22 protein-coding genes and 1 pseudogene are annotated in these 25,638 nt (G+C 64.6%); 12 read left to right on the top strand and 11 right to left on the bottom strand.

From position 1 onward, the window contains the following. Positions 1-2: 2 nt before the first annotated feature. Complete coding sequence (locus tag NLM15_RS10615; protein WP_254116903.1) at positions 3-1,184, top strand: acetate/propionate family kinase; 1,182 nt, start codon at positions 3-5, stop codon at positions 1,182-1,184. Between the two features lie 205 nt (positions 1,185-1,389). Here the strand turns inward: NLM15_RS10615 and NLM15_RS10610 are convergent, their stop codons facing one another. Beyond that, positions 1,390-2,229, bottom strand: a complete 840-nt coding sequence (locus NLM15_RS10610) for an RMD1 family protein (RefSeq protein ID WP_254116902.1) — start codon at positions 2,227-2,229, stop codon at positions 1,390-1,392. Positions 2,230-2,566: 337 nt separating this feature from the next. On the opposite strand from NLM15_RS10610, the gene NLM15_RS10605 reads away from it, so the two are divergent. Together NLM15_RS10605 and NLM15_RS10600 are read left to right on the top strand one after the other, a co-directional pair. Continuing rightward, a complete protein-coding gene (locus NLM15_RS10605) occupies positions 2,567-3,142 on the top strand; it encodes a glycosyl transferase (protein ID WP_254116901.1) in 576 nt (191 codons plus the stop codon). A 63-nt stretch (positions 3,143-3,205) separates the two neighbouring features. Then, positions 3,206-4,135, top strand: a complete 930-nt coding sequence (locus NLM15_RS10600; RefSeq protein ID WP_254116900.1) for a helix-turn-helix domain-containing GNAT family N-acetyltransferase — start codon at positions 3,206-3,208, stop codon at positions 4,133-4,135. Positions 4,136-4,321: 186 nt separating this feature from the next. Here the strand turns inward: NLM15_RS10600 and moaB are convergent, their stop codons facing one another. Then, entirely contained in the window at positions 4,322-4,885 is a 564-nt protein-coding gene (gene moaB, locus NLM15_RS10595; RefSeq protein WP_254116899.1) for a molybdenum cofactor biosynthesis protein B, read from the bottom strand. A gap of 133 nt (positions 4,886-5,018) precedes the next feature. Next, positions 5,019-5,957 carry a neutral zinc metallopeptidase gene (locus tag NLM15_RS10590; RefSeq protein WP_254116898.1) on the bottom strand — a complete coding sequence of 313 codons (939 nt, stop codon included), beginning with the start codon at positions 5,955-5,957 and terminating at the stop codon, positions 5,019-5,021. Between the two features lie 403 nt (positions 5,958-6,360). Between NLM15_RS10590 and NLM15_RS10585 the strand changes: the two genes are divergently transcribed. From NLM15_RS10585 to NLM15_RS10575, 3 genes are all read left to right on the top strand, one after another. Continuing rightward, positions 6,361-7,491, top strand: coding sequence for a site-specific DNA-methyltransferase (locus NLM15_RS10585; protein WP_305887433.1), 1,131 nt, complete (start codon positions 6,361-6,363; stop codon positions 7,489-7,491). Positions 7,492-7,680: 189 nt separating this feature from the next. Further along, on the top strand, positions 7,681-8,007 hold the full coding sequence (locus tag NLM15_RS10580; RefSeq protein ID WP_254116896.1) for a hypothetical protein: 327 nt from the start codon (positions 7,681-7,683) through the stop codon (positions 8,005-8,007). Between the two features lie 163 nt (positions 8,008-8,170). Then, a complete protein-coding gene (locus tag NLM15_RS10575) occupies positions 8,171-8,857 on the top strand; it encodes a glutathione S-transferase family protein (RefSeq protein WP_254116895.1) in 687 nt (228 codons plus the stop codon). A 52-nt stretch (positions 8,858-8,909) separates the two neighbouring features. Here the strand turns inward: NLM15_RS10575 and NLM15_RS10570 are convergent, their stop codons facing one another. The 4 genes from NLM15_RS10570 to NLM15_RS10550 all read right to left on the bottom strand — a co-directional run bounded on the left by NLM15_RS10570 (position 8,910) and on the right by NLM15_RS10550 (position 15,103). Beyond that, positions 8,910-10,919 (bottom strand): methyl-accepting chemotaxis protein, encoded by a 2,010-nt coding sequence (locus NLM15_RS10570; RefSeq protein WP_254116894.1) that lies wholly within the window; start codon positions 10,917-10,919, stop codon positions 8,910-8,912. Between the two features lie 276 nt (positions 10,920-11,195). Beyond that, positions 11,196-13,739 (bottom strand): HWE histidine kinase domain-containing protein, encoded by a 2,544-nt coding sequence (locus NLM15_RS10565; RefSeq protein ID WP_254116893.1) that lies wholly within the window; start codon positions 13,737-13,739, stop codon positions 11,196-11,198. After that, positions 13,736-14,320: a biliverdin-producing heme oxygenase gene (locus NLM15_RS10560; protein ID WP_254116892.1), complete on the bottom strand. Its 585-nt coding sequence runs from the start codon at positions 14,318-14,320 to the stop codon at positions 13,736-13,738. The genes NLM15_RS10565 and NLM15_RS10560 overlap by 4 nt, the downstream gene beginning before the upstream one ends. A gap of 339 nt (positions 14,321-14,659) precedes the next feature. Continuing rightward, positions 14,660-15,103 carry a nuclear transport factor 2 family protein gene (locus NLM15_RS10550; protein ID WP_254116891.1) on the bottom strand — a complete coding sequence of 148 codons (444 nt, stop codon included), beginning with the start codon at positions 15,101-15,103 and terminating at the stop codon, positions 14,660-14,662. A 91-nt stretch (positions 15,104-15,194) separates the two neighbouring features. On the opposite strand from NLM15_RS10550, the gene NLM15_RS10545 reads away from it, so the two are divergent. Beyond that, entirely contained in the window at positions 15,195-16,118 is a 924-nt protein-coding gene (locus NLM15_RS10545; RefSeq protein WP_254116890.1) for a LysR family transcriptional regulator, read from the top strand. A gap of 101 nt (positions 16,119-16,219) precedes the next feature. On the opposite strand, the gene NLM15_RS10540 is transcribed toward NLM15_RS10545, so the two are convergent. Next, positions 16,220-16,840 (bottom strand): glutathione S-transferase family protein, encoded by a 621-nt coding sequence (locus NLM15_RS10540; protein ID WP_254116889.1) that lies wholly within the window; start codon positions 16,838-16,840, stop codon positions 16,220-16,222. Positions 16,841-16,980: 140 nt separating this feature from the next. On the opposite strand from NLM15_RS10540, the gene NLM15_RS10535 reads away from it, so the two are divergent. After that, the gene (locus NLM15_RS10535; RefSeq protein ID WP_254116888.1) at positions 16,981-18,261 is read left to right on the top strand and encodes a flavin-dependent oxidoreductase; all 1,281 of its coding nucleotides are present in this window, start codon (positions 16,981-16,983) and stop codon (positions 18,259-18,261) included. A 1-nt stretch (position 18,262) separates the two neighbouring features. Here NLM15_RS10535 and NLM15_RS10530 read toward each other — a convergent pair. Beyond that, a pseudogene (locus tag NLM15_RS10530) lies at positions 18,263-18,427 on the bottom strand (IS5/IS1182 family transposase); the annotation flags it as partial. Between the two features lie 300 nt (positions 18,428-18,727). On the opposite strand from NLM15_RS10530, the gene NLM15_RS10525 reads away from it, so the two are divergent. Then, on the top strand, positions 18,728-20,647 hold the full coding sequence (locus NLM15_RS10525; protein ID WP_254116887.1) for an AI-2E family transporter: 1,920 nt from the start codon (positions 18,728-18,730) through the stop codon (positions 20,645-20,647). An 84-nt stretch (positions 20,648-20,731) separates the two neighbouring features. On the opposite strand, the gene NLM15_RS10520 is transcribed toward NLM15_RS10525, so the two are convergent. Continuing rightward, the gene (locus NLM15_RS10520; protein WP_254116886.1) at positions 20,732-21,151 is read right to left on the bottom strand and encodes a PaaI family thioesterase; all 420 of its coding nucleotides are present in this window, start codon (positions 21,149-21,151) and stop codon (positions 20,732-20,734) included. A gap of 241 nt (positions 21,152-21,392) precedes the next feature. Here NLM15_RS10520 and NLM15_RS10515 point away from each other — a divergent pair, with 241 nt between their 5' ends. Further along, positions 21,393-23,141 (top strand): sensor domain-containing diguanylate cyclase, encoded by a 1,749-nt coding sequence (locus NLM15_RS10515; protein ID WP_254116885.1) that lies wholly within the window; start codon positions 21,393-21,395, stop codon positions 23,139-23,141. 5 nt (positions 23,142-23,146) lie between these two features. Here the strand turns inward: NLM15_RS10515 and mutY are convergent, their stop codons facing one another. Continuing rightward, a complete protein-coding gene (gene mutY / locus NLM15_RS10510) occupies positions 23,147-24,244 on the bottom strand; it encodes an A/G-specific adenine glycosylase (protein ID WP_254116884.1) in 1,098 nt (365 codons plus the stop codon). Between the two features lie 107 nt (positions 24,245-24,351). On the opposite strand from mutY, the gene NLM15_RS10505 reads away from it, so the two are divergent. Further along, positions 24,352-24,843 (top strand): DUF721 domain-containing protein, encoded by a 492-nt coding sequence (locus NLM15_RS10505; RefSeq protein ID WP_254116883.1) that lies wholly within the window; start codon positions 24,352-24,354, stop codon positions 24,841-24,843. A gap of 128 nt (positions 24,844-24,971) precedes the next feature. Continuing rightward, on the top strand, positions 24,972-25,628 hold the full coding sequence (locus NLM15_RS10500; RefSeq protein WP_254116882.1) for a DsbA family protein: 657 nt from the start codon (positions 24,972-24,974) through the stop codon (positions 25,626-25,628). The last annotated feature ends 10 nt before the right edge of the window (positions 25,629-25,638 follow it).

The following is a 25,638-nucleotide window of genomic DNA, read 5'->3' as shown; positions in this document are numbered from 1 at the left end:
TCATGACCGCGTCGGTCCTCGTCCTCAACGCGGGCTCGTCGAGCATCAAGTTCGGCCTGTTCGACATTGCAGCGACCGAGCCTGCCCTGCTGTGCAAGGGCCTCCTCGACGAGCATGAGGCGAAACCGCGGCTCGTGGTAAGGAGCCCCGCGGGCGAGGACCTGTTCGAGACACGGAGGGAGACGGCGGACGCGAGCGGAGGTCACCTGCTCGCCGACATGCTCGGCTTCATAAAGGACCGCTTTGGCGATCAGCGCTTGCGCGCCGTGGGTCACCGCATCGTTCATGGCGGCCCGGACTATTCCGGGCCGGTGACGCTGACGGACGACGTCTACGCGAGACTCGAGGCGCTGACGCCGCTGGCGCCGCTGCACCAGCCGCGTTGCTTGGCGCCGGTCCGGACCATCAGGACGATCAAGCCCGACCTGACGCAGATTGCCTGCTTCGACACCGCCTTCCACCACAGCATTGAGCCGCCCGCGAGCCGCTTCGCGATCCCGCGGCGCTTCGAGGAGCGCGGCATCCGGCGCTATGGGTTCCACGGTCTCTCCTTCGAATATGTCGCGGGCCGCCTCGCCGAAATCGCGCCGGAGCTCGCCTCGAAGCACACCGTGATCGCGCATCTCGGCAATGGCGCGAGCCTGTGCGGCTTGCGCGATGGCCGCAGCGTCGACACCACGATGGGACTGACGCCGCTCGATGGCCTGGTGATGGGCACCCGCTGCGGCACGATCGATCCCGGCGTCCTGCTCTATCTGCAACAGCACGAGAAGATGTCCGTCGAGCACATCGAGCACCTGCTCTATCACGAGTCCGGCCTGCTCGGCGTCTCCGGGATCTCGGCGGACATGCGCGCACTGCTCGCAAGCAGTGAGGCTGCGGCGCGCGAGGCGGTCGATCTCTTCACCTTCCGCGCGGCGCAGCAGGTTGCGGTGATGGCGACCACGCTTGGCGGGCTCGACGGCCTGGTCTTCACCGGTGGCATTGGCGAGCATGCTGCGGACATCCGTGGAGCAATCGGCGAGCGTCTCGGCTGGCTTGGCGTGCGCATCGATGCCGCTGCGAATGACGGGGGACGCGAGCGGATCAGCGGCGGTGACAGTACTGTCGATGTGCTGGTCATTCCAACGAATGAGGAGTTGACGATCGCGCGGCATTGCGCGGCGGTGCTGCGAACGAGATGAGACGCGATTGGCGGGTGCATCTTCCCTTCTCCCCTTGTGGGAGAAGGTGGCGCGAAGCGCCGGATGAGGGGTTCTGTCCGCGCTCACACATGCAAATGAATGCGCGGAGACAGACCCCTCACCCAAATGAACTTGTGTCTTCTTGCATCGCTGCCCTCTCCCACAAGGGGCGAGGGCACAGTCATGCGCATCTCGCCTGCTGAACTCAGTGAATCCCGGCAAAGATCTGGATACAGCCGATCGCGACTTCGATCAAAATCAGCACGACCACCGCGATTTCGAGCCGCAACGAACGCTGGGTGTCGATGATGTCGGTCAGCGCATCGGCCGTCTCCGCAACAACCGTGAGCTTGCGCTCGAGCGTGTCGAGACGCTCCTTCAGTTCGTACTCGTCTTCGAGACGCGCATAGAGCCGGTCGAGCTGCGGCTTCTCCCAGAGCGCATCGGGCTTTTCGGCAACCGCGACGCGGCCGGCGACGCGCTGCTGGACCAGCAGCGCGTTGCCGATGAGCTGGAGGATGCCCTTGCGCCGGCGCGAGGTGCGGCCTTTCTCGGCAAGCTCGCGCGCAAAAGGCTCGATAACGTCGAACACCGCAGCGACGCGGCGTTCGTCGCGCGCCAGCGACGTGCTCTTGGCCAGTGCATCCGCGATCAGCAGCAGCCGCTCGTCGGAAAACTTCGAGAGATTGATCGGCCCGCCCGGCTGGATCGCTTCGGTGCTTTCATCCTTGCAGAGCTGCGCTTGCGCGATCTCCTCTTCAAAGGGGCTGAGCTCGCCGATGACGCGGGATTTCAGGCTGTCGATCAGCACCTTCTCCTCCGAGGGGAGCAGGCCGATCAGCACCACAACGCCGTAGCGGAAGATCACGGCAAGGCCGGCATGGACGCGGAAGGCGGCCGGCGTCGAGGAGACCGGCGCACCCAGCTCGAGCCCCGAGGGATTGATGCGTTCGCCCAGCATCACGGCGCGGATCCGCAAGGTCGGCGCACCGTCCGGCTTCGGCGATGTCGGCGTTGTGCCAACGGGAAGTTGATCTGCGGTCACTGGACTATCTCACTTTGCGCGGCGCGCGGTTGCACGTTTTTCCCACCGTAAGGTCTGTGTCAGACTGCCGATGCAGCCTTGCGGAAAAATGCCGTCCTCGCCCCGATCATACCGGCGGAGAAAGCCCCCGTTTGAAGCTCACGACAACGAGATACGCCGAAACATTCGGCAACATGACCACCTCGCGCGCAACACATTCGGCTGCGATAGGCCTCCCGGGGTTTACCATCGCTGGCCGTAGCGCCGCCAAAAGGTTGCACTCGGCAGCGCCGCGTGTTTATGACACATTCATAACGAGCTACGCTTCTCCCGAAGTGCAGACACTGAAGCCTCAATCATGCTGAGCGTCATCATTCCGACCGAAGGCGTCGAGCAGACGGCGGTCGCAACCCTCGCCGCGCTGGTACCCGGTGCCGCCGCGGGCGTCATCCGCGAAGTGCTGCTGGTCGACGGCACCCGCAACGGCGTCATCGAGCGCGTTGCGGACGTTGCAGGCTGCCGATTCATCGGCTTCGAGGGATCCTCGCAGGGCGCTGCGCTCGCCGCCGGCGCGCTCCAGGCCCGTTCGCCCTGGCTGATGTTCCTCCCCGCCGGCGCGGTGCTGGAAACCGGCTGGATCGACGAGACCACCCAGTTCATCCACACCGTCGCGACCAGCGGCCGGGATCGTGCGGCGGTGTTCCGCTATGCGCGCTCGCCTTACGCGGATACCGGAATCCGCGACCTCCTCCGCGCCGTGACGCGCAAGCTCGTCGGTCCGCTCGGCGACCAGGGACTTCTGATCGCGCGCGATCATTACGACCGGATCGGCGGCTACCCGCCCCAGGCCCGCCGCTCCGAGGCGCGGCTGCTCCGGCGGCTCGGCCGCTCGTCCCGGACCATGCTGCGCAGCCGGATCGTCATGGTCGGCTGAGGCCACCAAATACTTGCCAAAGTCAAATAATTATTTGACAATGGCAAGTATCGAGGTGACCCAATGACATTCGACGGTACCGACGACCAGATCGCAGCGGTTCGCGCCTTCAACCGCTTCTATACCCGCAAGCTTGGTGTGCTCGACCAGCATCTTGGGCAGAGCCCGTTCTCGCTCAGCGAGGCCCGCGTGCTCTATGAACTCGCGCATCGCGACGACCTTGCGGCCAAGGAGATCGGAAACGAGCTTGGTCTCGACGCCGGCTATCTCAGCCGCATCGTCCAAAGCTTCGACGAAAAGGGGCTGATCACGCGAAGGCCCCTGCCCGCGGATCGCCGGCAATACCAGCTCAGCCTCACCGCCAAGGGCCGCCAAACCTTCGCCAAGCTGAATCTGGGTTCGCAAAACGAGGTCGCCGCAATGCTGGCTCGGCTTTCAGCCGGCGATGCAGCGCGGCTCACGCAGGCCATGGCGACCATCGAGACCGTGCTGGAGCAACGTCGAAGCCAGCCCGCGGCCTTCATGCTGCGCAGCCATCGCGTCGGTGACATGGGCTGGGTCATCTCCCGGCAGGCCGCCGCCTATGCCGCGGACTACAATTGGGACATCAGCTACGAGGCGCTGGTCGCCGAGATCTGCGCACAGTTCATCAAGAATTACGACGCCGCGCGCGAGCACTGCTGGATCGCGGAAGTGGGTGGCGAGCCGGTTGGCTCGATCTTTCTGGTCAAGGCCACGGACGAGATCGCCAAGCTGCGCCTGTTGCAGGTGGAGAAGAAAGCCCGAGGGCTCGGTGTCGGCCGCGCGCTGGTCGAGCAGTGCATCCAGGGCGCACGCGAGAGGGGCTACAGCAAGATGACGCTGTGGACCCAGAGCATCCTGGTCGCCGCACGCGGCATCTACCAGTCCGCCGGCTTCAAGCTCGTGAAGGAAGAGAAACACCACAGCTTCGGTGCCGACCTGATCGGCGAGACATGGGAGCGTGATCTCTGACGATCTCGCAGCATGCGGGATGCGCATGAATGTGCCCTCGCCCCTTGTGGGAGAGGGCGGCGACGCTGGCAGACACAAGCTTGCTTGGGTGAGGGGTATGTCTCCACGCGTACCGTGCCGATAGAAACCCCTCATCCGGCGCTTCGCGCCACCTTCCCCCACAAGGGGGGAAGGGAAGAAAGGAAATCACACCGTCGCGCCTTGCGCCTTCGGCCGGCGCAGATGCTCGTCGAGCCGCGGCATGATCTCGACGAAATTGCAGGGCCGCGTGCGGTAGTCGAGCTGGGCCTTGAGGATGCCGTCCCAGCCGTCGCGGCAGGCGCCGGGCGAACCGGGCAGGCAGAAGATGTAGGTCGCGCCGGTCACGCCCGCGGTGGCGCGGCTCTGGATCGTCGACGTCCCGATCTTGGCGTGGCTCAGCATGTGGAAGGCGATCGAGAAACCGTCCATGCGTTTCTCGAACAGCGGCTCGATCGCCTCCGGCGTGACGTCGCGTCCGGTAAAGCCGGTGCCGCCGGTGGTGATGACGACGTCGACGCCGGCATCCGCGACCCAGCGGCGGATCACCGCACGGATCGCCTCGACGTCGTCGGTGACGATCTCGCGCGCGGCCAGATGATGGCCGGCGGCGGTAAGGCGGTCGGCGAGCGTCTGGCCGGATTTATCATCCGCGAGCGCGCGCGTGTCGGAGACGGTGAGCACCGCGATGTTGAGCGGGATGAACTGTTTTGTTTCGTCGATGGAGGCCATTGAACCGCACCTTCTATCCGCCCACCGACGTCATCCTGAGGCGCGCACAAGCGCGCCTCGAGGGACGGGCCGGAGCCCCGCCATCCTTCGAGGCTCGCAAGGGCGAGCACCTCAGGATGACGCCACGACCACCTTACATCTGCCCGCCGCCGAACGTGTTGCAGGCTTGGACCGTGCCCTGCTGGTAGCCGGTCATGAACCACTGCTTGCGTTGCGCCGCCGAGCCGTGGGTGAAGGAATCGGGCACGACCCGGCCCGTGGCCTGGCGCTGCAGCGTATCGTCGCCGATCGCGCTCGCCGTGGTCAGCGCGGCGTCGATGTCGCCGGGCTCGAGGAAGTTCGGACGCTTTTTCGCCTCGCGGTTGACCCAGACGCCGGACAGGCAGTCGGCCTGCAATTCGACCTTGACCTGCAGGGCATTGGCCTCGGCCTTGCTGCCGGCCTGCTGCTGCAGCCGCGTCACGCGCGGAATGATGCCGAGCAGGTTCTGGATGTGATGGCCGGCCTCATGGGCAATGATGTAGGCGGTGGTGAAGTTGCAGGCGGACTTGCCGGAGCAGCCGCGGAAGCGTGTCTCGACCTCGCGGAAGAAGGCGGTGTCGAGGAAGATGGTGCGGTCCGGCGGACAATAGAACGGGCCCATCGCCGACTGCGCCATGCCGCAGCGGCCGCCATTGGTGGCGTTGCGGAACAGCACGACCTTCGGACCGGTATAGTTCTGGCCGCTGGCCTGGAAGATCTCGCTCCAGCGGTCGTCGATCTCGCCGAGAATGCCGGCGATCATACTGCCGACCTCGTCGGTCGGCGCGCCGCGCTTGGCCGAGGTCGACTGCCGATCGGTCTGGTAGGACGGTGCCTGGCCGCCGCCAGTGAGGATTTCGGCGCCGCCGATCAGGATGCGCGGATCGATGCCGAAGGCATAGCCGACCAGGCCGAGCACGATGATGGTACCGATGCCAAGGCCGCCGCCCCCCATCGGCAGGCCGAACCCGCCTCCGCCGCCGCCCATGCCACCACCGTCGTCGCGACGATCCTCGACGTCGTCGCTGCGGCGAAAGTCATCGTAACGCATGGCGGCTTTCCCTTAAGGTCCGGATGGCGGTTCTTGGCGCGCGGATGCGCGAAAGCTCAACGCGCCACATACGTAAAATTTCCGTTGCACTTATCAATATCGTGGCCGGCAAAAATTGCCTAGTGCGACAGCATGTCGATGCCAGCAATTTTTTCCGGGGGTCGTGCAATTTTTTCCGAGAGAAATTTGGCGACCTGACCGCTCCCGCAACGCGAAGAAATACGAAATACACTGGAAAACGCGGCGAATGCGCGAAGCGAAACGCGCTCAATGCAAGATGCGAGGTCTGCTTACGAAAACGGCGGGTTAAGTCGATTTTTACTTTGCCGCTTCATTGTAACGGTCAGTCGGTTGTTTGGTCCCGCGTCGCCGACAGCGTCGCCTGAGTCAGAGTTCTTGAGTCATGGTAGTGTCGCGTCGCGGGGCGTCTGCAAGGGCGCCCCGCACAAATTTTGAGTCTCCTTCGCACAGCATCGTCCTCGGCGATTGCGTCGCCGAGATGTCGAAGCTTCAGGCTGGTTCGGTCGATCTCGTGTTCGCCGATCCGCCCTACAATCTCCAGCTCAAGGGCGATCTCAAGCGCCCCGACGAATCCCATGTCGATGCCGTCGACGACGACTGGGACAAGTTCGATTCGTTCTCCGCCTATGACGATTTCACCCGCGCCTGGCTGCTTGCCGCCCGCCGCGCGATGAAGCCGTCGGCGACGATCTGGGTGATCGGCTCCTATCACAACATCTTCCGCGTCGGCGCGATCATGCAGGACCTCGGCTTCTGGCTCCTGAACGACATCGTCTGGCGCAAGTCCAACCCGATGCCGAATTTCCGCGGCCGCCGCTTCACCAACGCGCACGAGACCATGATCTGGGCCGCGCGCGACGAGAAGGCCAAGGGCTATACGTTCAACTACGAGGCACTGAAGGCGGCCAACGAGGACGTGCAGGCACGGTCCGACTGGCTGATCCCGCTCTGCACCGGCGAGGAACGCCTCAAGGGCGCCGATGGCAAGAAAGTGCATCCGACGCAGAAGCCGGAAGGCCTGCTCGCGCGCGTGCTGCTGTCGTCGTCGAAGCCCGGCGATCTCGTGATCGATCCGTTCAACGGCACCGGCACCACCGGCGCGGTCGCAAAGCGCCTCGGCCGTTCCTATATCGGTTTCGAGCGCGACAAGACCTACGCCAAGGCAGCCGAAGCGCGCATCGCGGCGGTCGAGCCGCTGCCGGAAGAAAGCCTCGCCCCGTTCATGACCGCGCGCGAAGCGCCGCGGGTCGCGTTCTCCGAGCTGATCGAGCGCGGCATGATCATGCCAGGCACGAAGCTGTTCGACGCCAAGAAAAAGCTTGGCGCGCTGGTCCGTGCCGACGGCGCCATCATGCTGGGCGACAAGGTCGGCTCGATCCACCGCATCGGCGCGGTGGCGCAAGGCGCCCAGGCCTGTAACGGCTGGACCTTTTGGCACGTCGAGACCAAGAAGGGTCTCAAGCTGATCGACGAGCTCCGCGCCGAGATCCGCGCCGGCATGGCGGCGGGGTAGCCCAGCACTCCGACCTCGTAGGGTGGGCAAAGCGAAGCGTGCCCACCATTCCTGTCAATCCAAATCGAAAGCACGCTGGTGGGCACGGCGCTTCGCGCCTTTGCCCACCCTACGGCACTGCGGCACCTTGAAGGACGCGGCAGCGAGGACTAGATTTCCCCGATCAGTCCCGTCCCGACCGGTCCTCCGATGCGACGACAGTCCGAGACATTGCTGCTGGTGCCGCTGCTGCCGATCTTCCTGCTCGGCATGTTTCCAATGTTCCTGATCGCGCTGCTGGGATTTTTCGGGCTCGCCCTGTTCGGCGTGCTCGTGATCTGCGTCGGGCTCGCCAGCAGCAACGAGGCTCACGACAATTTCAATCACGACGTGATCGTGCACGGCTACGCGCGCGGGTCGGAGCGCAAGGCGCGGGCCTCCGACATGCACATCGCGACGCGGCTCGGGCTGCGGCTGGAAGCGGTCGGCGCGGCGATGATCCTTACGGCTGCGATCGGCCTTTGTTACGCCGGCTGATCTGCGTGCCGCGCAGATACCGCCCGGCAAACTCGCCGGTTGCCCTCCCAGACGAGGTTCAGGCAAGAGAAGCCGTCAGCGCCAGTGACGCTGCGTTCGCTCACGACCACAATCCGCTTTCGCTCTTGTTTCGCTCTGGCCAACAACACTGGGGAGATGATCGATGCTCAAATTCTATTTCAACGGCTCGCCGAACCCGACCAAGGTCGCGCTTTATCTCGAAGAGACCGGCCTGCCCTTCGAGCCGGTGAAGGTCGACACCCGCAAGGGCGAGCAGTTCACGCCGGACTATCTGAAGATCAATCCGAACGCCAAGGTGCCGGCGATCGACGACGGCGGCACGATCGTGTTCGATTCGAACGCCATCCTGCTTTATCTCGCCGAGAAGACCGGCAAGTTTCTGCCCGCCGCAAATATTCGCGGCGAGACGCTGTCATGGCTGATGTTCATCGCCACCGGCGTCGGGCCCTATTCTGGCCAGGCCGTGCACTTCAAGCATTTCGCGCCGAAGGACCAGAACCACGACTATGCCCACAACCGCTACCAGTACGAGACCGATCGCCACTACAAGATTCTCGACGACCACCTCAAAGGTCGGCGCTACATGGTCGGCGACAGCTATTCGATCGTCGACATGGCGCTGTGGGGCTGGGCGCGGATGGTGCCGTTCAAGCTCGGCGACGACGCCTTTGCGCGATACCCGAACGTGAAGCGGCTGGTGGACGAGATCTCGGCGCGGCCCGCGGCCGCGCGCGCGATCGGCCTGAAGGACAAGTTCACCTTCAAGGCCGAGATGGACGACGAGGCGCGCGCCAACATGTTCAAGCACATGACGACCAAGGTCGCCTGATCGCGCCACGCCGCGATTTGAAGGCCACGCGCATGCGCGTGGCCTTTTGCTTTTATGCCGCGTGGACCGAGTTCAGGAATTTGGCGACTTCCTGCTTCAGCCGGTTGCTGTCGGCCGACAGCGAGCGGGCCGCCGAGAGCACCTGCGAGGAGGCCGAGCCGGTCTCGGAGGCGCCGCGCTGGACGTCGCCGATATTGGTCGAGACGCGCTGCGTGCCATGGGCGGCCTGCTGGACGTTGCGGGAGATGTCCTGCGTCGCCGCGCCCTGCTGCTCCACGGCGGCGGCAACCGCCGACGAGATCTCCGACAGCCGCTCGATGGTGCCGCTGATCTCCCGGATCGACCCGACCGACTGCTCGGTCGCGGCCTGGATGCTCGAAATCTGCTGGCCTATCTCGCCGGTCGCTTTCGCGGTCTGCTCGGCCAGCGCCTTCACTTCGGAGGCGACCACCGCAAAGCCGCGGCCGGCCTCGCCGGCGCGCGCGGCCTCGATGGTGGCGTTCAGCGCCAGAAGGTTGGTCTGGCCGGCAATCGTGCTGATCAACTCGACCACGTCGCCGATGCGGGCGGCCGCCTTGGACAGCTCGCCGACGCGCTCGTTGGTCCGGCTCGCCTGACCGACCGCTTCGTTGGCGATGCGGGCGGATTCCTGCACCTGGCGCGCGATCTCCGTGACCGAGGACGAGAGTTCCTCCGTCGCCGAGGCAACCGCCTGGACATTGGCTGTAGCCTCCTGTGAGGCGGATGCCACCTCGGTCGACAGGTCCTGCGCACGCGTCGCGGTCGCCGTCAGCGTGCCGGCCGAGGCCTCCAGCTCGCTCGATGCCGACGACACGGTATCGACGATCTCGCCGACCGCCTGCTCGAACTGGTCGGCAAGCCTGACCATATCGGCCTTGCGGCTCTCGGCCTGCCGCGCCTCGAGCTCGCTCTGCTCGCCGCGCAGGCGTTCGGTGTCGAGCATGTTGGTTTTGAACACCTCGATCGCCTTGGCCATGTCGCCGATCTCGTCGGCCTTGCCGCGGCCGGGAATCTCGACCGCGAGATTGCCGCCGGCCAGCAGCCCCATCGCGCGCGTCATCGAGGTCAGGGGACCGACGATGCTGCGGGCGATCAGGAACGCGACGATGCCGCCGAACAGGATGGCAAGGCCGCCGGCGAGCTCCTGGATGGACGTCGTTCCCGCGATCACCGCTTCGGCATTGGCGCGCGAGTCCCGGTAGTCCTTCTTCAAGGCGGTTTCAGCGATCTTGAGCTTGGCGATGCTCTCCACGATGAGGGGCGCGAGGTTCTTGTGGTAGATCTCGTCGGCCTGGAGCATCGCGGCCGACGTCGTCTCGAACGCGGATTTGTAGATTCCGAGCGAGGTCTTCACCGGCGCGAGCGTGGTTCGCAGTTCCGCAGCCTGCGGGCTCTTTTCGATCGCCGCGAGCCGCTGCGACGCCCGGTCCACATTGGTCCTGAAGTTGGCGGGCCCCTTGGTGTCGCGCAGGGCCAGGAAACGCCAGTTTGCGATTTGAACGAGAAGCAGCCTGGATTCGAGGTCCGCGACGAGGGCCGCGGTGTCTTCGTCGACGGCTGCGCGCGCCACGTCGGTCAGCTTGTTCATCTTGACGGTCAGTTCGTCCCCGCTCGGCAGCAACGTCGCCTTGCCCGTTCGCGCCTCGTTGACGGCGTCGCCGAGATTGTCACGCAGGCTTCGCATTTTGCCGATGTCGGCGATCAGATCGTTGTAGAGCTTCCGCCGCTCCTCGGAAGCTGTGCCCTTGGCGCCGACCTGCAACAGCTCGATTGCCGCGGTCTCCCGCTCGGCGGCCTCCTTCATTGCGGGTTCGCTGGCATCGTAGATGTAGCGCAGGTTGGCGCGCTGGATGGCCTGGAGATGGGTCGAGATCTCCAGCACCCGCGCGGTGCTGTCCGAAAGCGCCGATTGCCTTCCGACCTGATCCTGGACCGCCCACAAATTCCAGACGGCAACCACCGCCATCACGAGACCGACCGCCACCAGGGCCATGAAGCCTGCGTACAGGCGTCCCCTGATCCGCAAACGAAATTTCGGCATTCCCACTGTCCACCCGGATGCATGTGAATTCGGGCGGACGAACTCATCCGGCGATCGTCGCGGCCACCCCCGGCAGCCGCGCGTCACTCCTCAAGCGACTCACGCTGCACTGCGACACAATGGGGGACACTCGTTAATTGAACCTTCCAAATTTTCGCGCACACCTCATGAGGCGCATACAAAATCTGCTGATCTTCTATGCAGTTGCGCAAGGATGTGGCGCACGGCCGCATGCGGCATGCAGCCGGCTGCAAACGTCGCGCCGTTGAATGTTTGTCAGTCGCCCGCCTGCGTCAATTTGCCGAGCGCGTTCTCGACCACTTCCAGCGTGTAGGGCTTCTGGATCACCGGCGCGGCAGCCAGCTCCGCCGGGATCGGCGCGCGCTCGCCATAGCCGGTCGCGAACACGAAGGGCACGCCGATCTCCATCAGCTTCTGCGCCACCTTGATGCTGCTCTCGTTGCCGAGATTGAGATCGAGCAGGGCAAAGCCCGGGCGCGTGCGCTCGATCGCACGCAGCGCCTGGTCGACGGTCGCGGCGGTATCGACGTGGCGGGCACCGAGGTCGAGCAGGATGACCTCCGCGGCCATCGCGATGATCAGATTGTCCTCGACGATCAGCGCCGTGTCGGAAATCCGCGAACGGGACGATTGCTGCTCTTCGACGCGCATGGCGGCTCCTGCGATTGATGGCACGAGTTCGACGAAGTTGGGGGGAATGATGAACGTCGCTTGCACCCCCAGCAGGTCGAAGCGGATTTCGGCCTCGCCCTTGAGGTCGAACGGGACGGAGCGCTCGATGATCGTGGTTCCGAAGCCGCGCCGCGACGGCGGCTGCACCGGGGGACCGCCGCTCTCCTTCCAGTCGATGACGAGGCTCGACGACGGATCGAGGCGCCACGCCACCTCGACGCTGCCGGTGGAATCGGCGAGCGCGCCGTATTTGGCGGAATTGGTCATCATCTCGTGCACGACGAGGGCCAGCGTTGCGAACGCCTTGGGATCGAGCGCTACGTCGGGCCCGCCCATCCTCACCCGGTCTGCGCGCGCGCCCAGATAGGCGCCGGCCTCGGATTCGAGCAGCGAGCGCAGTGCGACGGGCGCCCAGTTCAGATTGGTGATCTGGTCGTGGGCCCGCGCCAGCGCCTGGATGCGGCCGCCGAGCACGCCGGCGAATTCCTCGACGCTGGCCGCGGTGTCCTTGCTCTGCGCCACCAGCGCGCGGACGAGGCTCAGGATGTTGCGGACGCGGTGATTGAGCTCGGCGATCATCAGCTCCTGCCGCTCCTGCGCGCCGCGCCGCTCGCGCGCGGCGAGATCGGACAGTTGCAGGATCACCTCGAGCAGCGTCACCCGCAGGCTCTCCGCGATGCGGATGTCGGCGGAGGACCACGGTTTCGACTGGCCCGCCACCGTTTCCTGCCAGAGCTCAAAGCTCTTGCGCGGCGTCAGACGCGGCCCGTTCGGGCCCTCGTCATAGACCTTGTCGGGCGCACCGGCCCAGTTCACCGAACGCACGACTTCGCGCCGGAAGAAGATCAGACAATCGCGCGGGGCGCGCGAGATCGGGATGGCGAGAAATCCCGCTGCGCGGTCGCGGAAGGACTGGCCGGCGGCATACACCCTGGCGATCTCGGCGCTGGCGAAAATCCGTCCCGGTGAGGTCCGGTTGATGAAGGCAACCAGCTCCTTCACCTCGTCCTCGGTCGGCGTCTGGCCCTGAAGTGCGATCTTGTTGTCGGACCACACCGCCACGCCGTCGCAGTCGATCATCCCGCGATAGTCGCCGAGGAAGTCGACGATCGCGCGCTGGCTGTGCTCGTGCGAGGCCGCCGTCTCGATCAACCGCTCCTGCACGTGGTGAGCGCGCATTTCGTAGGCGACGTCGCCCTCGCGCTCGCGCCCTTCCACGATCCAGGAGAACATCTGCCCGAACAGTTCGGAGGCCGTGCGCTTCTCGAAAGAGATGTGGCGCGGCGAGTAATGATGGCAGGCGAACAGGCCCCACAGCTTGCCGTCGCGCAGGACCGACACCGACATCGAGGCGCCGACGCCCATGTTGCGCAGATATTCGATGTGGATCGGCGACACCGAGCGCAGCACGCTCATCGAAAGATCGAGCAGCCCCGCATTGTGGGTCGCCGTCGACACCAGCGCGGCTGGCTGCGCATTGATGTCCGCTATGATGCGCAGCCAGTTGCGCTGATAGAGAACCCGGGCCTGTCTGGGGATGTCGGAGGCCGGGTAATGCAGGCCGAGAAACCGTTCGAGCCCCGCTTCCGCAGCCTCCGCGATCACCTCGCCCGATCCGTCCGGGTGAAACTGATAGACCATGACGCGGTCGAAGCCGGTCAGCACCTTGAGCTGCCGCGCCGCCTCGCGCGCGAGTTCGGTCATGCCGCGTGTCTTGCGGATCCGCTCCAGCATCAGGCGCACCAGCTCGCCGGAATTGACGCCCGGCTCGATGACGCTTGGCTCGGCCTCCACGACCAGATAGACGCCGGAAAAATGGATCGCGACGTCGCAAAGCGGCTTGCCCGCCTGGAGCTCGACCCCGAACAGGCGTTCGGTCGCGTCCGGACCACTCAGATGATCGACGCGGCTGCGGATGGTCTCGACGGCGGCTTTGGAGATGACGCTCGACAGCGGCCGCTGGAGCAGGTCGGCGACGTCAGTGCCGAGAAAGCTGGCGGCATTGTCCGACGCCATGCAGATCGTGAAATCCGACAACAGCGTAAGCAGGAAGCCGAACGGCTGCACGCTGCCGGGAATGTGGATCGGTTCGCGATCGCAATTGGTGAGATTGACGGCCTCGTTCATGCGCGGTCCGCCGCCTGCTCGAACGCGGCGAAGGCGATGTGCGCCGCCTCGATCACCTCGTCCTCGTCGCAGGCCTCTTCGCTTTGAAGCTTCGACAGGAAGCTCTGCCAAAGCCGTTTGCCGGCGCCGTGGCTGAGATAGCCGGTAGCTTCGCCGATACGGGGGTCGGCGGCGTCCGCGACCGCCTTCAGCAGGAATTTGGCCCCGAGCCGGGAGCCCTCCAGCACGTACATGGTGCCTAGCACGCCGCTGCGCGTCAGCGGCGGCACGGACACGGTGGGTTCCGCGGCGCTGCCGAGCCGTTCGAGATCCGCCGCGATCGCGGCGCTGCGCGCCCGCTCCGGCCAGTCCGGAAACATCGTGGCGACGCCGGCAGCGACAAGCGTGGCTTCGAGCGGCAGCAGCGCGCCGGCACTGGCCTGCAAAAAGCGGCGGTAGCCGGAAAATACGGTGAGATCGAATGATGAAAGCTGCGCATCGAGCTCCCGGTGCGCAGCCGCAGTCGCATCTCTCAGTCGTTCGCGGAGTCCGGGGAAGCTGCGGCCCACTTGTGTCGAAACGTCCGAAGCCCCAGCCAGCATGAAATTCCCAAACGCGCGCGATGCCGAAGGCGCGATTGCCCCGGAAGCGAAGGAACGCCGGCGGAACCCAAAGGTTCCGCCGGTACTGCAAAAGCCGGGCAAGGCGACGGCCCGTGCCCCTCACTCTCTATTTGCGTCGGCGAGGCTTATGCAGCTCGTACGCGATCTCCGCCCGGGTCATCCCGCAGTCCTGAAGCTCCCGTTCGGTCATGGCGGCGAGCTGATACCGGGCCTGGGACCGCTCGCGCCTGATACGGACCATCTCCACCAGCGCCCGCCAGGCCTGCGCGACCATCATCGGCCGTGATGAACCGGCTCGGCCCGGGCATGCGATGCGGCTCAGCTCGCGGCCCTCACTGGCGTTTGCGGAAACGGACCGAGCGCCTTCTCGGTCAGGACCGAGTCGCAATACTCCCTGATCTCCTTGATCTTGCCGTCCTCGAACTGAAACACGAGGCAGTAGTCGTTGTCGTAGCGCACCCCCTCGGGCGTGACGTTGTCGCCCTTGGCTTCCACCACGACGACGTCGCCGTCGGCAATGAAGCGGTGAGCCACGGTGCGCGTGCGGTCGCGCAGACGGGTGCGGACATAGCCGTGCAGATCGTTGAGGATCGACTCCTTGCCGGTGAAGGTGCGCGACCAGGAATACTGGCCGGTCACGACCCATCTGGCGTCGTCGGCAAGGCTTGCGGTGAACAGGGCGCGGTCGCGCACCGCCGGGTCGGGGCTGGCGGCGGCGGCGAAAATATCCTGCATCAGTTTCTTGTTGGCGCTCGCGTTCATGGCGGCATCTCCGTTTGCTGGCAACACGGAGAACATCGCCGCTGAAACAGAATTCTTCAAATCGATAGAGGATATGATATGTATTCAGCTCATGAATTTGAATTCGCTTGATCTCAATCTATTGATCGCACTCGACGCGCTGCTGCGCGAGGCCAATGTCAGCCGCGCCGCGATGCGGATCGGGCTGTCGCAGCCGGCGGCGAGCCACGCGCTACAGCGTCTGCGCGACCTCTTTGGCGATCCGCTGCTGGTCCGCACCGGCGCGCGGATGGAGCTGACACCCCGGGCGCAGGCGCTGCGCGCGCCGCTGGCACAGGCGCTCGACCAGGTGCGCGGGCTGTTCGTGCCGGATGATTTCGACGCCGCGCGCAGCGAGCGGCAATTCCGCCTGATGATGCCGGATCTCGCGGTCGAGCTGTTGATGCCGCCCTTGATGGAGAAGGTGACGCGTCTTGCGCCCAACGTCCGCATCGAAATCGTGCCGTGGCGGGGATCGGCGATCTTCCATGCCGAGTTCGCCCGCACCATCGACCTCGTGATCTCGATCGGCAACGCATTTAAGGGTTTTCACCGCCAGCTGCTGTACACCGACAGCGATGCGCTGGCGGTGCGGCGCGGTCACCCCATGGGGGCGAAACTGAAGCGGCGCGAAATCTTTCTGGCCGCCCGCCATGTCGGTGTGATCATCCGTGGCGGCGCTGAGGACCTGATCGACCCCTGGCTGCGCAGCAAGGGCATCGAGCGGCACATTTCGCTTGTCGTCTCAGGCTATCTCGAAGCCCTGCACATCGCCGCCCGCACCGACCTCGTTGCCTTCGTGCCGCGCCGGCTGATCGCGGCCCTGTCCAAGCAGCTCGGCCTCGTCACGGTGACGCCGCCGCTCGACCCAGGGATCGACGAGCAATTCATGTTCTACCCGACCCGCGCACAGATGGACCCCGGCTCGATCTGGCTGCGGCGACTGATGCTGGAGACGGGACGGGAGCTGGAGCAAGCCAAGCGCAAGCTCTCGTAGGGTGGGCAAAGCGAAGCGTGCCCACCACTTTTGTCGTCGTCTGAAGGATGGTGGGCACGGCGCTACGCGCCTTTGCCCACCCTGCGAGGGCCGGCGCGTTGTTACGCCTTCTGCTCGTCCATCACCTTGCGCACCGCCGGTCGGTCCGACATGCGCTTGAAATGATCGGCGATCTTCGGCGTTGCATTGATGTCGACGCTGTCGCCTTCGAGCCAGGTCGACAGGGTGTAGAGATAGGGATCGCAGATCGTGAACTGATCGCCCATCACCCAAGGCCCCCGAAACATCTTCTGCTCGATCAGGGCGAAGCAGGCGCCCATGGTCTGCGGGACCTTCGCCTTCATGTCGGCGAACGAGCTCTCCTGCGTCGCCCAGCGCGCGCCGCGCATCTTGTGAGCGTGGTTGATGTGCACGGTCGAGCAGAGATAGGAGTTGAACGACTGCACCTGGGCGAAGTCGAAGGGATCGTCGAGCGGCGCGAGCTTCGCCTTGGGCAAGGTCTGCGCGATATAGGCCAGCATCGCCGGCGTCTCGGTCAGCACGCCGCGATCGGTCACCAGCGCCGGGACCCGGCCCTTGGGGTTGATGGCGAGATAGTCCGGGCTGTTCTGCTGGTTGTCCTTGAAGCTCAGCCGTTCGGCCGTGTAGTCGGCGCCGGCCTCTTCCAGGGTGATGTAGGTGGCGAGCGCGCAGGTGCCGGTGGCGTAGTAGAGCTTGAGCATGTCGGACCTCATGGGAAAGCTGGAAATTAACGACTGTCGACCCCGAGGTCTATAGCACGACATTCTCCGTGCGTTGCTCTTCGCAGTTGCCCACCGCCGCCCCCCTGTGCCAAGACGCCTGCAATCGGAGGGGTTTTGTCATGACCGTACTCATCGCCGGCGGCGGCATCGGCGGGCTGACGCTTGCGCTCAGCCTGCACGGAATCGGCGTTCCCGTAAAAGTGTTCGAGAGCGTCGCCGCGCTGAAACCGCTCGGCGTCGGCATCAACGTGCTGCCGCATGCGGTCCGCGAGCTGATCGAACTCGGGCTGATGGACAAGCTGGACGCCAGCGGCGTGCGCACCCGCGAGCTCGCCTATTTCTCCAAGCACGGCAAGCCGATCTGGAGCGAACCGCGCGGGCTGGAAGCCGGCTACAAATGGCCGCAATTCTCGATCCATCGCGGCACGCTCCAGCAGCTCCTGCTCGACACCGCGATCGAGCGGCTCGGCCGCGACAATATCCTGACCAGCCACCATCTGACCGGCTGGACCGAGACGGCCAACGGCGTGCGCGCTGACTTCATCGACAGGGCGACCGGCAAGCCCGCCGGGACCTACGACGGCGCGATCATGATCGCCGCCGACGGCATCCATTCCGCCGCGCGAGAAAAGCTCTACCCCGATGAAGGCCCGCCGATCTGGAACGGCCGCATCCTCTGGCGCGGCGTCACGCCGTCAAAGGCCTTCCTCACCGGCCGCACCATGATCATGGCCGGGCACGAGATCCTGAAATTCGTCTGCTATCCGATTTCGAAGCAGCCGGATGCAGCGGGCAACCATCTGATCAACTGGGTCGCCGAACGCCACATGCCGCCGACCTATCAGTGGCGGCGCGAGGATTATAACCGCACCGCGCGGCTGGAGGAGTTTCTGCCCTGGTTCGAGAGCTGGCAGTTCGACTGGCTCGACGTGCCCGGCCTGATCAAGAACTGCCCGCACGCCTACGAATATCCGCTGGTCGATCGCGATCCGGTGTCGCAATGGACCTTTGGCAAGGTCACGCTGATGGGTGACGCCGCGCATCCGATGTACCCGATCGGCTCGAACGGCGCCTCGCAGGCGATCCTCGATGCCCGCACCATCACCCGCGAGATCCTTGCGCATGGCCCGACGACCGCAGCGCTGCTCGCCTATGAGGCCGAGCGGCGTCCCGCGACCACCGACCTCGTCCTGCTCAACCGCAAGAACGGCCCTGAGCAGGTGATGCAGCTCGTCGAGGAGCGCGCGCCTGACGGCTATGACGTCGTCACCGACGTGCTGTCGCAGCAGGAGCTGGAGGACATCGCCGCGAACTACAAGCGCGTCGCGGGCTTCCAGGTCGAGGCGCTGAATGCGAAGCCTGCGATTGTGAGCAGAGACGCGAAGCGGGCGGGGGCGTGAGTTAGGGCGCGGACTCATTGGCACGCAGCCAAATGCGTATGGATGCAAGCTTGACGAATGCCAGATAGTTGACCGCCAGCTTGCCGGATCGGGTCGCGACGCGCCGACACTGCTTGGCCTTGTTGAAGAACCGTTCGATCAAGTTGCGCGCACGACACAGCCTCGGGCAAGTGCGTAAACAGACCTGTCCTGATGCCCTCGAACGTCCGCTGGAGTCGGTAGGGAGCCGATGCAAGGTTCCTTGATCTATCGCAAGGTGGCTCCAAGGTGGCTCAATGAAAAGGGTCTTTCTTCCGCGCCGGTGGAGTAAGACGTATGCATTGTCCAACCTGATCGTGCACCTCGGGATCGGTCCAGAGTACGGGCTCTGCCGATGGCGAGCATCTTGGGACTAATTTTGGGGCAATGAACTGAATCAATCGAAACGCAACAAGTGCAGGCTCGGTTAAACGCGAGGGCTACGCAGTTGCAAGAGAAGCCCAATCAAGTAAGGCTAATACAGCAACGAGGTGCGGCGCTGGTCAATATGGCCGTAGCGGCGCTGATAGTTGCCGCGCTTTATGTAGGTCGTGAAATTTTCGTCCCGATCGCACTCGCGGTCCTCTTGAGCTTTGTACTCGCGCCCTTTGTCATACGACTGCATTCCTGGCGAATTCCGCGCACCGCTTCTGTTCTTGTCGTGGTGTTCTTTGGTTTTGCGATCATATTCAGCTTGGGCGGCCTGATGGTATCGCAGGCAACTCGCCTTGCTGCGAAACTGCCTCAATATCAGCAGACGTTGAGCGATAAGGTCGAAAGCATTCGTGGTTTGGTCGGTGGTACAGGAACGTTGGAGCAGGCATCCACTGTTCTCAAGGAATTAGGGACGCAGCTGCAACATGGGAACACGGCTGACCAACCGGACAACGGTCTTGCGAAGCAAGGACCGGGTAAAGCGATTCCGATACCTGTCGAAGTCAAGCAGCCCGACCCCGGCGCTCTGACGACGCTCGCCAAGATCATCGAACCATTGCTTTCACCACTCACGACGACGGGAGTCGTCGTGATTTTCGTGGCTTTCATCTTGCTGCAACGCGAGGATCTCAGGAACCGGCTCGTTCGCCTCGCTGGCTCGGGAGATATTCAGCGCACAACCGCAGCCCTTGATGACGCCGGCAAGCGACTGAGTAGACTCTTTCTAACTCAGATGATCTTCAATGCAGTATTCGGATTGGCAATCGGCATAGGCCTTGAGCTCATTGGCGTGCCGTCGGCTCCGCTATGGGGCCTGTTAGCGATGATCTTGCGGTTCGTGCCGTATATCGGTGCACTCATCTCAGCCATATTCCCGCTTATCCTCGCTGCAGCCGTTGGTTCTGGCTGGGAGATGTTGGTGCTGACTGCCCTCTTGTTTGTGGCCCTGGAATTTCTAGCCGGACAAGTTATCGAACCTTTGATTTATGGCCACAGTTCTGGCCTGTCTCCTGTCGCGGTCATCCTGTCTGCATCATTCTGGACCTGGCTCTGGGGCCCGATCGGATTGGTCATGGCAACCCCTCTGACGGTATGCCTCGTCGTCGCGGGACGGCATGTCGAGCGGCTCAAATTCCTGGAAATCATGCTTGGCGACCGACCTCCGTTGAAACCGCCTCAGCTGTTCTACCAACGGCTTCTGGCCGCCGATCCTCTCGAGGCGGCAGAACAAGCGCATGACTTCCTCAGAGATGCGTCACTTGAGGACTACTGTGACACTATTCTACTGGAGGGATTGAGGCTCGCGGAAGCGGACCGTCAGTTAGGCCATCTCGACGAAGAGCGATTGAATCGAATTGCTTCAACTGTCCGCGAACTGGTGGCTGACCTGGAATTGAACCACGAGACAGGAGCGACGGGCGTTCCGTCCATAGACTTGAGTGCCAACCCCGGAGCAGCCATCGCAATTGAACAAACAAGAGCGCAACTCGAGTTGACCAAGGAGAGCAGTGGAGCGCCTCCTATTCTCTGTGTTCCAGGATCCGACAAGCTCGACGAGGCAGCAGCGCTAGTACTGGCCTATTTGCTGCGTCACCGTGGTATCGCAGCGACAGCAGAAGAGGCCGACGCCTTGTCGATGTCGAAATTCGTTTCGCTCGATATGACGGACACGTCGTTGGCGTGCGTTTGCTACGTCGGCCAACCATCTACCGGCAAGATTCAGGCTACTGTTCGCAGGCTCAACAAGAAGAAATTCGACGCTCGCATTCTAGTCGCCCTTTTTGGAGCGGAAGGCACCACGCCGCCTGTTGACGCGGTCGTTGATCTTGTTTCCCGCGGATCTTTTAGCGCTGCGCTAAGCGCAATCACTCAGGCCGGCGACAAGCAGTGCGGTGCTGCGACCGTCGACAATAAAGCGGCTGTGTTCAACTGACGAAGGACGCGAGAAGGCTTCCTGCCCCGCACCCGCCCTCTCCCCGTAAGAACGGGGCGAGGAAGCGAGAGACAGGTGCTCGTCTCACCGCACCACCCTCGCCGCCTCCAACAGCCGCTCGCTCGCGGTTGCCGTGGCGAGCACGGTCCCGTCTTCGGCCATCAGCTTGGCCTCGACGAATGCAATCGTCTTGCCGAGCTGCGTCACCGTCGCCTCGGCAATGATCGGCCCGGGCCTGGCCGGGCTCAAAAAGTTCACGGTCATGCTGATGGTGGTGGTGTAGAGGCGGCCCTCACTCATCACGAGGACGGCCGGCCCCATCGTGTCGTCGAGCATGGCCGACAGCATGCCGCCCTGGATGAAGCCCGCCGGGTTGCAGAACTCGGGCTTGCCCTCGAAGGCGAGCCTGATCCAGCCCTCCTCGGGGCGGGCATCGAGCAGACGCCATCCGAGCAGCTCGGCGCAGGGCGGCTTGCGAAAGTTGTCGAGTGCGGTCTTGACCATGCGAACCTCCGTTGCCGGCGGCTCATAGCGTAGGTCTGTTGCCAGCCTGGTGTCAGCAGGCGATAGGCCGCAGCGCAACATCCCCGGGGAACCCAGAAAACCCCGGGATTTCGCCGGCACTTAAGGTCGCTTCAACCAACCGGCTTCACGACCGATTCAATACGATCCAATTGGACAATCCGCCGGTAAGCGGTTGGAAGCTACCACATGGCATGAGCGACGGTGACACCGGAGCCTTTCCATGCGAGCCCTCTTGCAGCAGGCAGCGAGCCGCCTGCACGCGATCGAAGACCATCTGACCGTGCGCACGCAGATCGCCGCGGCGGTGGCGGCGATGTCCATCGTGCTCGTCGGCACACTCGCGGCCGGCGCCGCGCTGATCAGCTACAGGAACACTGCCGCGCTGATCGAGAGCAGTCTGGCCGGAACCGCGTCGATGGCCTCCGGCCGGCTCGACCGCTTCATGGCGACGCGCCAGCAGGAGATGAAGCTGTTTGCCGAACTGAAGCCGATGCAGCCGCTGTGGCAAGCCGACCCGGCCGCGTTGCGCAGCTCGCTGGAGGACCTCCAGCGCTCCTTTGCCGAATTCGCCTGGATTGGTTTCGCCGACGTAAACGGCAACGTGGTTGCCGCGACCGGCGGCCTGCTGCAAGGCAAGTCCGTTGCCGCACGACCCTGGTTCAAGCAGGGCCTCGAGAAAGTCGCCGTCGGCGACGTCCATGAGGCCGTACTGCTGTCCTCGCTGCTGACGCAGCGCGCCAACAACGAGCCCTACCGCTTCGTCGACATCGCCGTGCCCGTGCGTGATCCCACCGGCAGGCTGCTCGGCGTGCTCGGCGGGCACCTGAACTGGGATTGGGCCAGCAATCTGATCAAGGACGTCGAAGCCAACGACAACAATGCCGACGCGGCGCTGTCGATCATCAGCAAGGGCGGCATGATCCTGCTCGGACCGCAGAAAGAAACCATCCGGTACAGCGGGGACGAGCTGTCCGGCATCCTGAAGGCCGGCGTCGGCGCCTTCCGCGAGACGACCGACGGCCGGCAGATGCTGACCGCCTTCCACGTCGGCACGGGGCATCGCGACTATCAGGGCCTGAACTGGATCGTCACCGCGAGCCAGCCGGCGAGCGTGGCGCTGGCGGCGGCGATCTCGTCGGCGCAAACGATTCTGGCAATCGGTGCCGTCACCGCGCTGATCGCGCTGTCGCTGGCCATGCTGGTCTCGCGAAGGATCGCAGCGCCGATCATCGCCATCACGCAGGAAGCCGACCGCATCGGACGCGCCCACGGTCCGACCATGCTGGCGCGGCAGAGCGGCTCGGCCGAGGTCGTGCAGCTCTCACGCGCGCTGCGCTCGCTGCTGCGCCGGATCGGCCTTGCCGAGGAGCGCACCAAGGAAGCCGAGCTGCGCGCGACCGAGAATGCGATGCAGCTCCAGGAGGACATGCTGAAGCTGCGCCAGCTCGCCGACACCGATTTCATGACCGGCCTGATGAACCGCCGCTCCTTCCTGGCCGTCGCCGACGACGCCATCGCGTTCTGCCGCCGCTACAAGCGCAACATGGCGACTTTGATGATCGACATCGATCATTTCAAGAAGATCAACGACACCCATGGCCATGCCGCCGGCGACGATGCGATCAAACGCGTCGCGGAGATCGTCAATCAGTCGATCCGGACCACCGACAAGGCCGCCCGTTTCGGCGGCGAGGAGTTCGTGGTGCTGCTGCGCGAGATCGACCGGGAGACCGCCGTGCTGCTCGCCGATCGCATCAGGACATCGATCGAGAGCGCGACGGTGCGTCACGGCGACACCATCATTCCCCTCACCGTGTCGGTCGGGCTCGCGCTGTTCGACGAGAGCGACCGCGACGTGCAGGACGTGATCGAGCGCGCCGACCAGGGCCTCTATGTCGCCAAGAAAACCGGGCGCAACCGCACCTTCCTGATGCCGGCCGAGGACGAGCGCGCCGCGCGCGCGGCGTAAGGATTTCAACCCAGCGCGTGCGCGATCACCTTGCGCATGACGTTGGGTAACGCTTCGCCGGCCAATGTCGCGATCGGCACCCAGCGCATGCCCTCGGGCGCGCGCGTGCGGGCTTCGGCCTTCGCGGTGTAGACCACCAGCTCCAGCGGAAAATGCGTGAAGACGTGGGTAACGACGCCCACCTTGCGCTGCCAGCGCGACAACCCTTTCAGCTCCGGCCCCTGCTGCTTCGCCGTCGCCTCGTCTTGGCCGGCCAGCCAATCCGAGCCCGGGACCTCGGTCATGCCGCCGAGCAGGCCTTTTTCGGGCCGCGAGCGAACCAGCAGCTCGTCGCCGCGCGTCACCACGAAGGCGGCGCCGCGCCGCAACGTCCCGCTCTTCTTCGGCGCCTTGCGCGGAAACGTCTCCTGCGTCGCTCGCGCACGCGCCGTGCAATCCTCGTTGAACGGGCACAGTGAGCACGCCGGCTTCTTCGGCGTGCAGATCGAGGCGCCGAGATCCATCAGCGCCTGCGCGCTGTCGCCGGCGCGAGAGTTCGCGAGCAGTGTCGCCGCCAGTTGCTGGATCAGCGGCTTTGCCTGCGGGAGCTCGTCTTCAACGGCAAAGAGCCGCGACACCACGCGTTCGATATTGCCGTCGACCGGCATGGTGTGGCGGTCGAAGGCGATCGCCGCGATCGCCGCCGCCGTATAGGGCCCGATGCCCGGCAGCGCGCGCAGGCCCTCCTCCGTGTCCGGAAACACGCCGCCATGGTCGCGCGTCACGGCAACCGCGCAAGCATGGAGATTGCGCGCACGCGAGTAGTAGCCGAGCCCGGCCCACATCCGCAGCACGTCGTCCTGCGAGGCCCGGCCCAGCGCCGTGACATCGGGCCAGCGCGCGACGAATTTTTCGAAATAGGGCCCGACCGCCTTCACCGTGGTCTGCTGCAGCATGATCTCTGACAGCCAGACGCGGTAAGGGTCCGATGTCTCGCCGGGCATCGCGCGCCAGGGCAGACGGCGGCGGTGGCGGTCGTACCATTGCAGAAGCGCGATCGGGCGCGACGAGCCTTCCGACTGAACTGGTTCCGGCTTGGCCTTGAGGGCGGATCTGGGGCTCATGCTCTCACTGTAGCGGCAACGCGCTGACCTCTCCACGTCATGCCTGCGCGCGTCGCGGGCATCCACGTCTTTCTTCGTGGATCGCCGGGGAGTGCTATAAGGGCCCCATGTCCAAATTCCCGCCCAAACCCGGTCCCATCAGCGCCAAGCCGCTGTCGCTGCTACTCAACGACGTCTTTGCCGAGGCCTATGCCAAGCAGGGATTTGCGGCGCGCGAGCTGGTGACGCGGTGGGCGCAGATTGCCGGGGCGGAGATCGCGGCCCATGCCGAGCCGCTCAAGATGCAATGGCCCCGGCCGGTCGAGGGCCAGCCGCAGGAGCCGGCGACCCTGGTGCTGCGGGTCGAGGGGCCGATGGCGCTGGAGATCCAGCACTCCGCCGACGTGATCCTGGAGCGGGTCAACCGCTTCTTCGGCTGGAGCGCGGTCGGCAAGCTGGCCTTCCGCCAGGCCCCCCTGTCGCGGCCCCGGCGGCGGGCGCGGCCCGGCCCGCCCGATCCCAAATCGGTGGCCAAAGTGGCCGAGAGCCTGGGAGACATCGAAGATGAAGAATTGAAGACGGCGCTGGCCCGGCTCGGGGCGGCCATCAAGCGAAATTGAGCCTCATTCCCGGGCTAATCTGGACCTGTTGTCGCGGCTCGCCATTGCCTCAAACGACGTTTCAAGCTAGCGACAGGCCGCCCGGGCGGGAACCTCGGGCGACACCACGCCAATCCCGGGAGCCGACCTTGATCATCACCCGCCGCGCCTTCACCACGATGCTGTCGCTGACCGGGCTTGCCGCGCTCGCCGGGCTCTCGCCGCTGCGGTTCATCTCGGAAGCCATGGCCCAAGTCGCCGCCGACGTCGCAAAGCCCGTGTCGCTGCCCGACATGGCGCTCGGATCGAAGGATGCCGCCGTCACCATCACCGAATACGCCTCGATGACCTGCCCGCATTGCGCGGCGTTCAACGAGCAGGTGTTCCCCAAGATCAAGTCGGAATACATCGACACCGGCAAGGTGCGTTACATCTTCCGCGAGTTCCCGCTCGACATCAAAGCCGCCGCCGGCTCGATGCTGTCGCGCTGCATCGCCAAGGACGACGCGCAGAAGTACTTCGCGGTCACCGACATGCTGTTCCGCCAGCAGAGCGACTGGGTGATGAAGAACACCACCGAGACCCTGACGCGGATCGGCAAGCAGGCCGGCCTCACCCAGCAGCAGGTCGAGGCCTGCCTGAAGGACCAGGCGCTGCTCGACAAGATCGCCGCCGACCAGAAATACGCCAGCGACGTGTTGAAGGTCGATTCGACGCCGACCTTCTTCATCAATGGCGAGAAGATCAAGGGCGAGGCCTCGTTCGAGGAGTTCGCCAAGAAGATCAATCCGCTGCTGAAGAGCTGATTCGCTCGTC

Origin of the sequence: Bradyrhizobium sp. CCGB20 (assembly GCF_024199855.1) — a bacterium.
GTDB lineage: Bacteria > Pseudomonadota > Alphaproteobacteria > Rhizobiales > Xanthobacteraceae > Bradyrhizobium.
The sequence above is the reverse complement of the archived record's forward strand: the minus strand, read 5'-3'. Positions and strand labels throughout refer to the sequence as shown.